The sequence below is a fragment of the Ensifer sp. ENS09 genome (genome assembly GCF_014852425.1).
GTDB lineage: Bacteria > Pseudomonadota > Alphaproteobacteria > Rhizobiales > Rhizobiaceae > Ensifer.
Genome location: NZ_JACVBP010000002.1, coordinates 881,171 through 895,857, shown reverse-complemented (window position 1 = coordinate 895,857; position 14,687 = coordinate 881,171). Strand labels below are relative to the sequence as shown.

The 14,687-nt window shown below is 64.5% G+C and carries 7 protein-coding genes; 1 reads left to right on the top strand and 6 read right to left on the bottom strand.

Translation table 11 applies throughout. The annotated features are described in order from the left end of the window. Positions 1-14: 14 nt before the first annotated feature. Positions 15-539 (bottom strand): Lrp/AsnC family transcriptional regulator, encoded by a 525-nt coding sequence (locus tag IB267_RS12460; protein ID WP_192447895.1) that lies wholly within the window; start codon positions 537-539, stop codon positions 15-17. A gap of 48 nt (positions 540-587) precedes the next feature. Here IB267_RS12460 and IB267_RS12455 point away from each other — a divergent pair, with 48 nt between their 5' ends. After that, the gene (locus IB267_RS12455) at positions 588-1,775 is read left to right on the top strand and encodes an MFS transporter (RefSeq protein ID WP_192447894.1); all 1,188 of its coding nucleotides are present in this window, start codon (positions 588-590) and stop codon (positions 1,773-1,775) included. A 21-nt stretch (positions 1,776-1,796) separates the two neighbouring features. Here the strand turns inward: IB267_RS12455 and IB267_RS12450 are convergent, their stop codons facing one another. The 5 genes from IB267_RS12450 to IB267_RS12430 all read right to left on the bottom strand — a co-directional run bounded on the left by IB267_RS12450 (position 1,797) and on the right by IB267_RS12430 (position 14,676). Next, positions 1,797-3,125, bottom strand: coding sequence for a capsule biosynthesis protein (locus IB267_RS12450; protein WP_192447893.1), 1,329 nt, complete (start codon positions 3,123-3,125; stop codon positions 1,797-1,799). Between the two features lie 13 nt (positions 3,126-3,138). Beyond that, positions 3,139-4,731 (bottom strand): LTA synthase family protein, encoded by a 1,593-nt coding sequence (locus IB267_RS12445; protein ID WP_192447892.1) that lies wholly within the window; start codon positions 4,729-4,731, stop codon positions 3,139-3,141. A gap of 97 nt (positions 4,732-4,828) precedes the next feature. After that, complete coding sequence (locus IB267_RS12440) at positions 4,829-5,668, bottom strand: SDR family oxidoreductase (protein WP_192447891.1); 840 nt, start codon at positions 5,666-5,668, stop codon at positions 4,829-4,831. Between the two features lie 84 nt (positions 5,669-5,752). Then, positions 5,753-7,168, bottom strand: coding sequence for an aminotransferase class I/II-fold pyridoxal phosphate-dependent enzyme (locus IB267_RS12435; protein WP_192447890.1), 1,416 nt, complete (start codon positions 7,166-7,168; stop codon positions 5,753-5,755). Continuing rightward, the gene (locus IB267_RS12430; RefSeq protein ID WP_192447889.1) at positions 7,165-14,676 is read right to left on the bottom strand and encodes a type I polyketide synthase; all 7,512 of its coding nucleotides are present in this window, start codon (positions 14,674-14,676) and stop codon (positions 7,165-7,167) included. The genes IB267_RS12435 and IB267_RS12430 overlap by 4 nt, the downstream gene beginning before the upstream one ends. Between the last annotated feature and the right edge of the window lie 11 nt (positions 14,677-14,687).

The window sequence follows — 14,687 nt, the reverse complement described above, 5'->3', positions numbered from 1 at the left end:
CTGTCGAAGGTGGTCTAACCCTTCACCACGGCGGGCCAGTCGCTCGTCGTGCCCGGCTGCACCGGCCGTTCCAGATAGGTCGAAAGCACCACATAGCTGCGCGTCGCCTTGACGCCTGGCGTGTCGTAGAGCCGCGCCAATAGCCCTTCCAGCGCATGCGTGCTTTCGGTGCGCACCTTGAGCAACATGCAGGTGTCGCCGGCGACCGAGTGGATCTCCTCCACCTCAGGGCATTCCTCGATCGCCAGCAGTGCCTGCGTCTTGCCCCAGCCGGTCGTGTCGACATGGACGAAGGCAAGCAGCGTCTTTCCGACCGCGTCCGGATCGATGAGCGCCGACACGCGGCGGATTGCGCCCGAACGCCGGAGCCGTTTCACCCGTTCATGCGCCGCCGGCGGCGAAAGCCCGACGCGTTCGCCAAGCTCGGCATAACTCGTGGTCGCGTCCTCGACGAGGACGCCTAATAGTTTTCGGTCCATGGCGTCGAGGTCGCGTTCCGGCGGACGCTTCCGCCGAATGTCATCTGTATTTTGGTCCATACCCGGAATTCCTCTTGTTGCTGAATTTCATTCTGCAAAAATGAAGGAATGACGAACATCGATCAACAAGTTTCGCCAAATCCAATCGACAGGGCCTCGATCGACAGGGCGCGCATCCCGCCCTTCGCCTATGTCCTGACCGTGTGCGTCGGCGTCATCGGCTCGAATTCTCTGGCGCTGGGTCCGATCGCGCCGGAGGTGGCGCGGAGCCTCGGCGCGGATGTTCCCTCCGTGATGGTCGCTTCGGCCGCTTTCGGACTGGGCACGGCCGTCAGCGCCATCTTCCTCGGCCGCTTCATCGACCGGTACGGCCCTCATCGCATTCTGGCTGCCGCGCTGTTGCTTCTGGCCGCCGGGCTCACCGGTAGCGCGCTTGCGCCCATGCTGGCGTTCCTGGTCGCCGCCCAACTCGTTGTCGGCGTCGCCACCGGCATTGCGCTTCCCTCGATCTATACGCTGGCCTCGGTCATCGCGCCGGCCGGACGGGAGAGCGAGACGATCGGCCTGGTATTGACCGGCTGGACGCTCAGCATGGTGGCCGGTGTGCCGCTATCGGCAGCGATCGCCGACTTCGGGGGATGGCGCGCCGTCTACGTCGTCGTTGCCGCGGCCACGCTGGTTGCCTGCGCTGCCGTCAGGCTCGCGCCAGTGCGGGAAGGTCTGGCCGGCAACACGACGTCGCCGCTTGCTGCGCTTGTCGTGCGTGGCGCCGGGCCGCTGCTGATCGCCTGTGCCGCTTTCATGGCCGCCTTCTACGGTGTTTATGCCTATATCGGCGAACACCTGCATGCGGCGCTCGGATTGCCCCTCAGCGCAAATGGCCTCGTGGCCGTTTCCTACGGCTTCGGCTTCGGTGCGGCGGCACTGCTCGACCGCCTGATCGATCGCTTCGGTGCTGGCAGGTTGCTACCCTTGATCTTCTTGGTCGTCGCCGGCGTCTATGCGGCGATGGCTACCGCAAGCGGCTCCTACACGGCCATGCTGGTCGTCGTGTTTTTCTGGGGCCTTGCCAACCATTTCGGCCTCAACGTGCTGATCATGAGGCTGACGGGGCTCGATCCCACAAGGCGTGGCGCGATCATTGGACTGAACAGCGGCGTCACCTATCTGTCGCTCTTTTTGGGAACGCTTGGTTTCGGCGTGGTTTATGGCGGGGCTGGTTTTTCCGCGCTGCCCTTGGTCGCGGCCGGGCTGATGCTGGTCGCCGCTATCGCCGCAGCGCTCGCGCCGCGCTAGGTCCCCGCGATGTGAAAACGGCTACCCTTGGCGGGAAGCGGAAGGCGCGCGTTTCGCTGGCTTTTGGCGCGGTGCGGGGTCAACAAAGGCCCCAGGCTCGTTGAGGCTGCTTTCGTGCAGCCGCCGGGCAATCGCTTCCGCGCCGGCATCGGTTCCGGCGCGGGAATAAAGGTTGCCGCGCACCTGGATCGATGCGGCAAGCAGGCGGAACATTGCGACACTGAGCTCAGGCTCCGGCGCCTGGGGCGCCTGCCAGAAACCGTCGAGTGGCTGCTGGTCGGTCAGACCGGCAATATCGAAGACGGCAGTGCCGAGCACCTTGACCGGCCGCCCCTGCTTCAGGGCGTGCAATCCGGCCGTCGAATTCACCGTGACCATGCCGGCGCTCGCCTCGCCAAGCGTATCGAGATTTCCGCCGTCCAGGTAGAAGACGCGCCCGCTCAAGCCAAGCGCCGCTGCTCGCTGCTCGATGAAGCTGCGCCACGGGATCAGGTCGTTGTCGAGCGGATGCACCTTGAAGACCAGGCGTGCATTCGGCGCGGCAAAGGCGCCGAACGATGTCAGGACGTCAGCGATTGCATCCTTCTGGCTGTGGAAGGGCGAATGCGCCCTGAGCTGAAAGTCGGTTTCGAGCTGAAGCGGATAGACGAAGTAGGGCACACCCTCCGAAAGGAGCTGCGAAACCGTTGCCACCGCCGCCGCGTTGCGCCGCTTCTCGGAGAGCAGCCGGCGTATCCAGCCGGCGTATTCGGCGAGCGGATGGAAAATCCCGTGACGGCGGTAGTGTGGAAACAGGAACCAGAAAAAGACGTTCGGCAGATTGTAGAGCAGATCGTAGATCGCATCGGCGAGGAACGTCTGGCTGTAGCGCTTGCGCCAGTCCGGCTCCGGCAAGTTGGACGCAGCCGAAAGGATCTGACCGGCATCGACAGGAAAATGGGAGTTCGACGACATGCCGTTGCGCTCGAGCGTCAGCCAGTCCGGCCGCAGATAGCCCATCTCGATAATGGCGACACTGACGCCGGTGCGATGGGCGACGGCAGTGGCCGCCCTGTGGTAGGGCCGCTCTTCGCCGAGAAACAGCATATCCGTAACGCCGTGGGCCGCGATGAATGCCTCGAGATAGCCGGGCCAGGCGGCCGCCGTGCCGCGATAGTTGAAGCCGCCCTTGCGGCGCCAGAAGATCTGGTCGCCGACGTTCAGGTTGATCCTGAGACAGCGGTGGCCAAGGGCTTCGAGCCGGTCAGCGATCTTGCGGAAGATCGGCGAGGAGGGGCCCTGCAGGAACAGGAAGACCCGCTGTCTCGGCCGTGCGGCCCCACCGGCCGATGTCGTCGAAGCGTTCTCCATCCGCAGACCGCCGCTAGCGCAGCGTATCCTTTCTCAGGTTCGCGTGGTTGAGAAGCGCCTCGATCAGGTTCCAGGCCTCGACGCTGCTCGGTTCGGCCGGCTTGTGGGACGACCGCTTTGCCTTGGCGAGCGGCACGATCAGATAGTCGGTGCGCGGATCCGGGAAGGGATCGGCGAAGGATTTGAGCAGCGGCGCATGGTCGCCGTAAAAGACGAGCCAGACTGGACGGTCGAGCTTGTCGAGGTGTTCGCTCAATGTGTTGAGCGCCGCATCGGACTGCTCGAGGATGGCCAGATAGATGTCGACGGGATTGGTGAGGTCTCCGACGCGGCCCGGCTCCCATGGGCCGTGATTGGCCATGGATGCGACGAAGATGAAGCCGCTTTCGTCTTCGGGCAGCTTCTCGCTTGCGTCGATCACCTTCGCCGCGAGCTTCTCGTCGGAGACGTAGGGTCCGTCTCGCTCTGGGCGATGGTCGAAACCGTCGAGCATCGTCAGCTTGGAGAAGCCGAGCTGCGGCATCGCCTTGTGCCTGAGGAAGAAGGTCCGGTCATAGGGATGGATGAAGTGGGTATTCCAGCCGGCACGCTTCATCTTTCCGGGCCAGACGACGTCGGCATAGTGCGACGCGCGCAGATAGGGATAGCTGGCGTCGACATGAATATCGTCGGGCACCAGGCCGCTGATCACGGCGAATTCGGTGCGTAGCGTATAGCCGCCTTCGAACACGCTGCTGAGCCGGCCCCACTGCACCGCCTCGCGCCGCAGCCGGTCGAGCGTCGGCAGTTTCAGCGTGTTGACGCCGAAGTGCCGCATGTCGATGAAGGATTCCGATTGCCAGACGACGATCAGCGGCGAGCCGTCGTCACCGATCAGATCCTGCACGGCGGCCCGGACGATCTTGGAGAGATCCGCGACGATCTTTTCGCGACGCACACCGAGCCAAATGATGAAACGGAAGACGACCGAGCCGAAGGTACCGAAGCGCACCGTGTTCATCTTGACGTCGAGGACCTTGAGCAGCCGCTGTACCAGCGCGGCCGTCGGGCGGTTCACCGGGCCGTAGAAGAGCAGGAGCCAGGGACCATAGGCGATGCCGAGCATCACCAGGATCCAGAAGGCCTTGCCCCGGTCCGGCAGAATGGCCGGCTCGAAATACATGTAGAGGCCGGAAACGCCAAAGACGTAGAGGAAGGCGACGGTCCAGAAGACGACGTTCAGCGAGCTCGCATAGAAGATCGTCTTGTACTTGAACACGTCGACGACCAGCGCGATGTCGGAAAAGATCAGCGGTTCACGGATGAACTTGAACTTGGCGCGGGAAATGCCGGTGAAGATGATGAAGAAGCTCATCGTGCCGGCCGCCGCATAGAGCGGACGCCAGGATCCGGCGAAGAAACCGGCAAAGACCAGAGCGATGACAGGCAGGCGGGCAAGCACGTCGATCACGTCCTGCGTGCGTCCGAAAGGCGAAGGATTGGCGCGCCGCTCCCGCTTCGGCAGGGCGAAGCGGTCGGTGAAGAAGATCACCGCGCACGACAGCAGATAACAACTAAGCGTCAGTGTTATCGGGTAGTCGTGCAGCTGAAAGGGAAGCAACGCCAAGCGGAAACCTTCATGTCTTCATGCCGGCCGATGCCGCTTTATGCGGCACAGCGTCCGCCCGACACTTAGATCTTATCGATGCTAGGTACAAGCACCGTCAGGTCCGGTGCTCGGACACTCCACGATTATGCGTCGCCGTGTTGCCGCACCGCACAATCGCCCGGTCGAACCACCAGTTGAGCAAGGGACGAACGGCGGGAGCGAAGCGGCCAAGCAGAAACAATGTCGTGCCGAAATAGACTTCGAACCGGCCGCGATCGGTTCCCTTGACGATCCGCCTGGCCACCGCTTCAACTGGCCAGGGTCGGACCGTGCCCATGATCGTGGCGGCTTCCGGCGGTCGGGCCGCGAGTTCGCGCTGAAACTGCGGCGTTTCCGTATCCGGCGGAAAGCAGACGGAGACGCTGACGCCGTGCGGGCGGGCTTCCGAACGCAGCGCCTGGGCAAAGCCGTGCACGGCGAACTTGGAGGCGCAGTAGGCCGAATAGCCGTAGATGCCGAGCAGCCCCGCGCCGGACGAGATCATCATGATCCGGCCGCGCCGGCGCCGCTTCATGCTGTCGTAGACAGCGCGGACCGCATGCACCGTGCCGGAGAAATTGGTGTCCATCTGCTGCCGGAACGAGGCGCTGTCGAGTTCCTCGAACCGGCCGGGTTCGACGATGCCGGCCGATGCCACCAGGATGTCGCAGGGGCCGAAAGCCTGTTCGCACCGCCGGATCGCCGCTTCGACATCGCTCTCCACCGCGACGTCGGCGGCCTCGATCCGGATGCTGTCGGCGTTCGCCCCGCTGGACGAGACAAGTTTCGCTTGGGCGTCTTCCAGGAGGCCACGGGAGCGGGCAATCAACGAGAGGCGCGCCCCGCGCGCCGCGTAGATCGATGCGACCGCAAATCCGATACCGCTCGAGCCACCGGTAATGATCACATGCGTCATGCAGGTATTCCGCTCCAGAGTTCGGAAGGGTGCGAAGCGGCTCTGCTTCGGCAACCGCGTGACCCGGCAGCAAATGCGATCAGGTCAGCGCGCCGAGAGCGCCTTCATCATCTGGTCGATGTCGATGCCGCCGAGGCCGAAGTTGCGTGCGGTAAGGTCGGCCAGACGCTCGGCCGTCAGCGTTACCGTGCGGCGGATCTGCTCTTCCGTGTGGTCGCTGGTGATGAAGAAGCGCAGCCGCGCCAGGCCTTCCGGGACCGCCGGGTGGATGATCGGCAGCGCATTGACCCCTTCGGCAAGCAGGTCGTTCGACAGCTGCACCGCTCGCAGGGAATCGCCAACCAGAACCGGAACCACGGAAAATCCGCTGCTGAGGCCGGTGTCGAGCCCCGCTTCCTTGGCAAGCTTGAGGAAGAGCGCGCCGTTGCGGCGCAGCGCCGCCGTGCGCGTCGGCTCCCGTTCCAGCACCTCCAGGCTTGTGGTTGCCGCGGCCGCCAGCACCGGCGCAAGGCCGACGCTGTAGACGAAGCCGCCGGCCGAGGCCTTTAGCACTTCGACCAGCGCTTCGCTGCCGGCGATGTAGCCGCCGCAGCTCGACGTGGTCTTGGAGAGCGTGCCCATCCAGATGTCGATCTCGCGGGGATCGACGCCGAAATGCTCTGCAAGCCCGCGGCCGGTCTTGCCGAGAACTCCGAGCGAGTGCGCTTCGTCGACCATCAGCCAGAAGCCGTATTCGGCCCGGAGCTTCAGAAGCGCCGGCAGGTCGGCGACATCGCCGTCCATCGAGTAGATGCCCTCGACGATGACCATGATGCGGCGATAGTCGCCGGCGACCGTGCGTAGCACGTGTTCGAGGTCGGCGACGTCATTGTGCTTGAACAGGCGTCGAGTCGCGCCCGAGAGCTTGACGCCGGCAAGGGCGCTGTTGTGGATGAACTCGTCGTGGACGACGAGATCCTTCGGCCCCATCAGGCAGCTGATCGCCGCTACATTGGTGAGATAACCGCTGACGAAGCAGACGGCGGCATCGACGCCATAGAAGCTGGCAATCTTTTCTTCGAGCGCCACATGCACTGGGCGCTCGCCCGCGACGAGGCGGCTCGCCGACGCGGAAATGCCGAAGGTGCCGATGGTGTCGCGTGCCCGCGCAAGCACCTCCGCATGGCGGTTGAGACCGAGATAGTCATAGGAGGCGAAGTTGATCAGCTTCCGGCCGTCGATGACGGTGGTCGCGCCGGCCGCCGTCTGATGGGCACGATAGAACGGATTGGCGATGCCGAGCTGCTCGCTTGCGAACTTCTGCGTCATCACCTGCTTGTATTCCGGCAGGTCTTCGAAACGGGCCTGCTGCCGGCGTGCCGGCGGCGGCATCTCCCGCTCCGAGCGCGCCATGCGGTTGCGCTCGGAGGATTGATGCGTGTTTCTCATCCGGTCCAGCAGGTTCTCTTTGAGGCTGCTGGTCATCTTGGATGCGCCTGGACCGTTTCCGTTCGTGCTCATTGGCCTTGTGCTTTTTCCTTCGCCGTTCCGACGTGCCGCTGCGCAAGTTCGCTGACGATCTTGTCGTCGGCGGGCTCGGCATCGTCGCTCTGGTCGCGCTTGCTCACCTTTTCATAGAGCTTGCGCGCGACATCGCCAACCGTCGTGTTGTCGGCGACGCCGCTGAGCGGCATGTCGAAGCCGGTGTTCTGCTGGAAGCTCATGCCGAGTTCGACGGCCATGAGGCTGTCGAGGCCGATTTCCTTCAGAACCTTGCTGCGGGTGACCGTATCCTTCGATACGCGCAGGATTGCGGCGATCTCGCCGGCGACGAGGTCGAAGAGAATGTCCTCGGCCTCCTGCGGCGACTTGCCCTCGATCATCGCGACGAGGTCCATCTTGGTGCCTTCGCCGCCCGTCGCATGCTGGTCGGCACTGCGCAGGATGACTTCGAAGAGGGCGTTGCGGGCGACAGGCAGATTGCGTGCCGCCGACCAGTCGATCTCCGAGATCATCACGGTTGCCGCATCGACGGTGCCTGGATCGAAGGCCAGGTGGCTTTCGACCATGTCGAGCGCCGTCTGCGCCTTCAGCGCCGTCTTGCCGATACGCTTGGCAAGGATGTCGTTCACATCCGTGTTCTGGACCAAGTAGCCCTTGTCTGCGATCGCGCCGAAGCCGACGGCGAGACCCGCAAGGCCGCGGGCGCGACGGGCGCGGGCGAGACCTTCGAGATAGCCGTTGGCCGCGACGTAATTCGCCTGTCCGGGGTTGCCGACGAGGGTCGTCGCCGACGAGAACAGGATGAAGTTGTCGATCTTGTCGCCGCTGGTCAGTTGATCGAGAACCGCGGCACCCTTGGCCTTGGTATCGATGACCGGCCGGTTGCGCTCGCGGTTGAGGTTGCTGATCAGCGCGTCGTCGAGCACCATGGCAGCATGGACGATCGAGCGCAGCGGCGCCACGGCGCGCAGCGTCTTGAGCAGGCGCTCCGTCGCTGCCGGATCGGTGACGTCGCAGGCATGAACCGTGGCGGCAACGCCGGCCTTCGCCCAGAGCTCGATCATCGCCGTCGTCTCGGCATCCGCCTGGCCACGGCGCGAGCAGAGCGCGACCTTCGTCGCACCCTTTTCGACGAGCCAGTTGGCGGCAGCGAGGCCGAAGCCGCCGATGCCACCGACGACGAGATGCATGCCGTTCGGATCGACCTTCATGCCGCCATGCGGACGCTTGGCGACACGATGCGTGCCGGCGACCGGAGGAAGCACGACGATCTTGCCGATATGCCCGGCATTCTGCATCAGCCGGAAGGCGTTGCCGATCTCGTCGAAGTCGAAGGCGCGATAGGGAAGCGGGGTCAGCTTGCCGTCTTCGAACAGCGCACCGATCTCGGTAAAGATCCGCTTGGTCAGCTTCGGCTGGTTGACCAGCAACTGGTCGGCGTCGATGCCGAAATAGCTGACATTGCGGCGGAACGGCCGAAGGCCGATCTTGCTGTCGGCGTAATAGTCGCGCTTGCCAAGCTCAAGGAAGCGGCCGAACGGCTTCACCAGCGCCAGGCTCTGCTCCATGGCCTCGGCGAACAGCGAGTTGAGCACGAGATCGACGCCTTCGCCGTCCGTTACGGCGCGAACGTCGTTGACGAAGTCGAGCGAACGGGAATCGAAGACGTGATCGGCGCCCAGCATCGACAGGAAGCTACGCTTCTCGCGCGATCCTGCCGTGGCGATGACCTTGGCGCCCTTCAGCTTAGCGACCTGCAGAGCGGCAAGGCCGACACCGCCGGCGGCCCCGTGGATGAGGATCGTCTCGTCAGGCTGGATCCGCCCAAGCTCGACCATCGCGTAATAGGCGGTCAGGAACGCGACCGGGACCGTCGCTGCGGCAACCGGGCTGACCGATTGCGGCAACCTGGCGACACCGGCGCGCGAAACGACCGCGTGGGTCGAGAAGGCGGAGGACGCAATCGCCATGACGGCATCGCCGACGGCGAGGTCATCGACGCCGGCGCCGACCGCGACTACATGGCCGGAAAGCTCCATGCCGATCGTCGCGCCTGCGAAGCCGTCTTCGAGCGCCTCTTCCGGCAGAAGGCCCATCGCCCACATCACGTCGCGGAAGTTGAGGCCGGTGGCCGCGACCGCGACGACGACGTCACCCGGGCCTGCCGAGGGGATGTCGCTTTCTTCCCAGACGATGCTGCCGACCTGGGAGCTGACGCGCTGGCGGATGGTTGCAGCCTTGAAGGCAGCTGTTGCTGCGTGCGCATTGTCAACCGGCCCAGGCACGGCGCGGATCTCCGAAAGCGCAGCGCCATCGTCACCTTCGAGCAGCCATTCGCGGTTAGCTCCCGCGGCGCCAAGCAGCGGCAATGCCGCAGCCATCTGGGCAGCCGTCGCCGGCGACCCGTCGATGTCGAGCGAGTGGACGTCGAGGAACTCGTACTCGTTCTGGAGTACGCGCGCGAAGGCCCAGAGGCCGGCATTGACGCCGTCGCTTGCGACCGCTGCGCCGACCGTCCGGCTGGCGATCGGTGCGCCGCCAGGCGCAACAAGCACCAGACGGGGCCGCTTGTCGTCTGCCGGCTCTGCACCGCCGATATGCTGGCGCAACGCTTCGGCAAACGCGCCGAGCGCGAGGATCTGCGTTTGCAGAGAGGCAGAATCGTCGGCGCGCGACGCGGCCGTCGGCAAGGCGAGGAAGACTGCCCGAATCGGTTGGGCCCCCAGCGCCTCGAAGGCTGGCAGGAGCGCGGCCTTGTCCGCACTCGCATCGCCGGTCAGGCTGACGCGAACGGCTGTCTCAGACGGTTCGCGCTGTTCGTGCCCGGCGATCTCCAGCAACAGGTAGGGGCTGGACGCCGGTACCGCCACGTCTGCGGCAGCAGTTGCTGTGCCACGCGCTTCGAGCAGGATGACGTTGCCGCTTGCACATTCGCGGTCGGCAATGTCGATGTCGCGCAAGTCAAGATCGTCGAGGCATTTCTGCCAGTGCGGCGCAGCCGCGAGGTTGCCGATCGGAAACTCCGCCGTCTGGCTGCGCGCGAACCAACCCTCGGACAGGCCAAGCGCGAAGTCGTTGAACAACGACGGCGCGCTGACCGCGGCGATGATGCCACCGGTAGGACGAAGTGCGGTACGCAAGGCCGTGCGAACCGTCACATCGTCCTCGATCAGGCCGTAGAACCCATCGGAAGCGCTGACGGCAAGATCGAAGGCCGCAAGCGTCGCGAGCTCGCCCTTCTTGAGGATGTGTACATGGGCGTCGTTTTCGAAGGAGAGCTCAAGGCCGCGCTGGGCGTTGTCGCGTGCTTCGAACACGGTGAGGCTTGCACCATGCTTTTCGGCAAGTGTCGCCAGGCGTCGGGTGAAGCCGGCGGATACGCTGCCGAGTTCGACGATGCGCAGACGCGCTCCGGCGGACTGTGTCGAGAGCGCTGTTTCGAGCGCTTCCAGCAAGAAGGACATGCGCTGACGGCTTGCCTCCGAGTGAACCGCCTGATGGTCGATGGTGGCGTCGCTGATGAAGTTCGAGGCCGAGGCCGCTTCGTCGCCCGCATGCAGGGCGTCGATGCGGGCAAGCGCTTCCGCATAGGCATTGTTGATCAGCACGGCCTCGACGGCGCGGTCAGGCCGTTCGCCGTAAAGTTCGCTCAGAATTTCAGACACGCTCGGCAGGTTGAAGTCCTGCGCGACAGTCCAGACACCATCCTTGTGCTCACAAAGCCCGGCATCTTCGAGCACGTAGAGGCAGCTCGTCAGGAAACACTGGAACGCGAAATCGCCGGGCAGGCTGCTGCCCTGGATCGTTGAACGACCCTTGCCGAGCTTGAGAGCGATCTCTTGGCAGGCGCGGTAGATCGCGGCATTGAAGAGCAGCGTCGCGTTGTCGATGCCAGCCTCGCCGGCGGTCGGCATGGCGATCGAGACCGGTGCCAGGCTGTTGCGCAGAAGGCCCGGCAGGGTGGCTTCCGATTGTACTGCCTCGTAATGGAAGGACAGCGCGTCGAGCGTCTTGTGCTTGCGCAGATAGGTGCGGCGGAAACGGCAATCCTCGAAATGCGCGATCGGTTCGCCCGACTGGCCGAAGAAGTGGAACTTCGCCTTGATCGAGTTGGCGCTGACACGTTCGATTTCGATCATGGCGCGCGCGATCGGCAGGCCGCCATTGACGACACGGACCGAACCGAAACGGACCGGGATATAGGGTGCGCCGCTCTTGTCGCCGGTGAAGCGGTCGAAGAGCGCCACCAGGCCGTGGAAGGTCGCATCGACCGAGATCGGGTTCAGAGCATAGCTGACCAGAGGGTGTCCGGTGGCGTCTGCCGTCTTCAGTTCTACATCGACCAGGCGGTCGCCATAGGCAACCGCTTTCGCGAGCAGCTGGAAGCGGGGACCGTAGTCGAGGCCGAACTGCCGCGCCGTTTCATAGGCGCGGCCCGGTGCCACCGTTGCCGTCTTGGCAAGGCCCGCAAGCGACGGATAGGCGCGATCCCCGGCCGGCAGCGGCTTGCGGCAGCGGGCTACCGCATGCACGGCCCAGTCGTCTTCCGACAGCCGTTCGCGCGAACGGATCTCGAGGTCGCCGGTCTCTGGCGAGAGGACGGTCGACAGCTCCATGATTTTCGTGTCGCTGAGTTCCAGCGGCCGGACGATTTCGAGATTGGTGATCTCGACTTCGTCGCTGCCATAGAACTGCTGTGCCGCAGCGACGGCGATCTCGATGAAGCCGCTGCCCGGCAAGATCGCCTTGCCGTCGACCACGTGTTCGGCAAGATCCGGGAAGAGATGGGCGTCGATATGGTTTTTCCAGCTGCCGCTGTTCGGATCGCTGCGCCAGCCGGTCAGGCGGTAAGGTCTGGCAATCCGGCCGAAGAGGTCCGTGGCATCGGTCGTCGCCGCCGGCCGCAGCTCGACGGGCTCGAACGGGAGGCTTGGCAGGGCGATCGATGCATTGCGCTTGCCGAAGACCCGGGTCGTGTCGACCACGGCGCCATGTGCAACGGCACGCGCCATCGCGGCCGAAATCGGATCCTGGCCGCTTTCGGCGACGTCTCTGAGCAGCGTCGGCACCACCATGCCGGGGGCGGCTGCCTGCTTGATCGTCTCCTTGACGTAGGACGACAGGATCGGGCGCGGCGAGATTTCGATGAACAGGCGGCAGCCCATTTCGATCGCGGCTTCTGCGGCCGCCTGGAAGCGGACCGGCTCGCGAACGTTCTTCCACCAGTATTCCGGATCGAGCTGCGTGCCCTCGAGGGCGGCACCCGTCACCGTTGAGAGATAGGCGAGCTCGGTGCGGCGCGGCGCGATATCGGGGATGTCCGAGAGGAAGGCATCCTTCGCCCGGTCGATGATCGGATGGTGGAACGGATAGTTGATGTCGAGGATCTGGACCGGGATCTTCGCCTTGCGAGCGGCATCGCGGAAGGCCGAGATCTGGTCGGCCGGGCCCGAGATCGTCACGGAGTTATGGGCGTTGACGGCCGCGACGCAGAGGTCGTCCAGGCCGCGAGCCTCGGCGAAAGCGCGAGCAGCCTCTTCACCGAGCATGACGGCAGCCATCGTGCCATGGCCGGCAAGCAGGTCCTGGTGCAGCGAGCGCTTGGCAACGATCGAAACGGCATCGACGAGCGACAGCGCACCGGCGGCGTAGGCGGCGGCGATTTCGCCGACGGAGTGGCCGAAGACGGCGACCGGCTTGATGCCCATGGCAACCAGCGAATCCGACAGGGCGGCCTGCACCGCAAACAGCAGCGGCTGGGCGATCTTCGTGTCGGCAAGCTTCTTGTCGAGATCAGGATCGGTCAGGAGATCGGTAAGCGCGATATCCGAATGGAACTTGAACAGCGCGCTGACCGAGGTGAAACACTGGCGGAAATGCAGGTTTTCACGGAAAGCCTCCAAACCCATGCCGGCCCATTGCGAGCCATTGCCGGAGAACACGAACGCGACCTTGGCATCGCGAGCGACGGCCTCGCCGACCTCGCCGATGTCCGAGCCGGGCTTTTCCAGGTGGCTGGTGATCGCACGGACGATATCTTCGGGCTGGTCGCTGCGTGCGGCAAACCGATGGCGCATATGGGTGCGGTTGGCACCCGATGCCGCGATCATCGCACGGGCTTCACTCTTGGAAGCATGCGCGAAAGCCGTCTTGTAGTCCTTGAGAAGGGCTTCCAGGCTCGATTGCGTATGGGCGCTTGCCAGGAACACATGCCCTGACGACGACGGATTTGCGGCCTTTTCATCGGCCGCCGGTTCCGGATCGCTGATAACGACGTGCGCATTGGCGCCGCCGAAGCCGAAGGAGTTGATGCCGGCGAGGCGCGCGCGCTTTCCGCGCAGAAGCTCAATCGGGTTTGCCGTGACGCGGACGTTCAGGCCGTCGAAATCGATGTGCTCGTTCGGCGTGTCGAAGTGCAGCGACGCCGGCAGGTAATTGTTCTCGAGCGCCATCATGGCCTTCAGCATGCCGAAGAGGCCGGAGGCGGGTTCGGTGTGGCCGATGTTCGACTTGATCGAGCCGATCGGCACGGGCGCCCGGCGCTTGGCACCGATGACCGTTCCGATCGACCAGACTTCCGCCGGGTCGCCGACCTTGGTGCCGGTGCCGTGGCCCTCGACGAAGGCCACCTGATTGGCGTCGATGCCGTTTCCTTCGTAGATCGCTCTCAGCAGATTGGCCTGGGCTTCGCGCGACGGCAGCGAAATGCCGTTGGTGCGTCCGGCCGAATTCACGCCGGTCGCGACGATGCGCGCATAGCTGCGGTCTTTTTCGCGGCGCGCGCGGTCGGAACGGCGCAGCACGAAGACCACGCCGCCCTCGGCGCGCACGTAGCCGGCGCCGTCGTTATCATAGGCACGGCAGAGGCCTTCCGGCGACAGCATGCGCGCTTGGGCGAAGCCGACGAAGGGCAGGGGGTGGGCAAGAATATTGACGCCGCCGACGATCGCCGTGTCGATCTCGCCCGATGTCAGTGCCCGCATCGCCTGGTCGAGTGCGACCAGCGAGGAGGAACAGGCGGTATCGACCGTCATGCTCGGGCCGCTGAGGCCGAAGATGTGCGAGATGCGGTTCGACACGATCGACAGCGTGTTGCCGGTCATGAAATAGGGGCCGGCTGCGGCCGGATCCTCGACCGTCAGGTTGGCGTGGTCGAGGCTCGATGCGCCGATATAGACACCGACGTTTTCGCCGTGCAGCGACGTCGACGAGATGTTGGCGTCTTCAAGCGCCCGCCAGGCGAGTTGGAGCAGCACGCGCTGCTGCGGGTCCATATACATGGCCTCGCGCTGCGACATGCCGAAGACGGCCGGGTCGAAATCATAGAGTTGATCCAGCACGCCGGCCGCGAAGGAATAGGTCTTCCCCTGCGTGCCAATGACGGGATGCCAGAATCGCGCGACATCCCAGCGATCCGATGGAATGCTGGTGACGGTGCACTTGCCCTGACGTAGAAGTTTGAACAACGCCGAGGGCGATTCTGCTCCAGGGGCGAGGCATGCACGCCCAATAATCTCAACAGCCATGTATGATCGAA

Coding starts and splice junctions, on each gene's coding strand:
- IB267_RS12460 (WP_192447895.1), bottom strand. CDS start 539: ATGGACCAAAATACAGATGACATTCGGCGGAAGCGTCCGCCGGAACGC.
- IB267_RS12455 (WP_192447894.1), top strand. CDS start 588: ATGACGAACATCGATCAACAAGTTTCGCCAAATCCAATCGACAGGGCC.
- IB267_RS12440 (WP_192447891.1), bottom strand. CDS start 5,668: ATGACGCATGTGATCATTACCGGTGGCTCGAGCGGTATCGGATTTGCG.
- IB267_RS12430 (WP_192447889.1), bottom strand. CDS start 14,676: ATGGCTGTTGAGATTATTGGGCGTGCATGCCTCGCCCCTGGAGCAGAA.
- IB267_RS12450 (WP_192447893.1), bottom strand. CDS start 3,125: ATGGAGAACGCTTCGACGACATCGGCCGGTGGGGCCGCACGGCCGAGA.
- IB267_RS12435 (WP_192447890.1), bottom strand. CDS start 7,168: ATGAGCACGAACGGAAACGGTCCAGGCGCATCCAAGATGACCAGCAGC.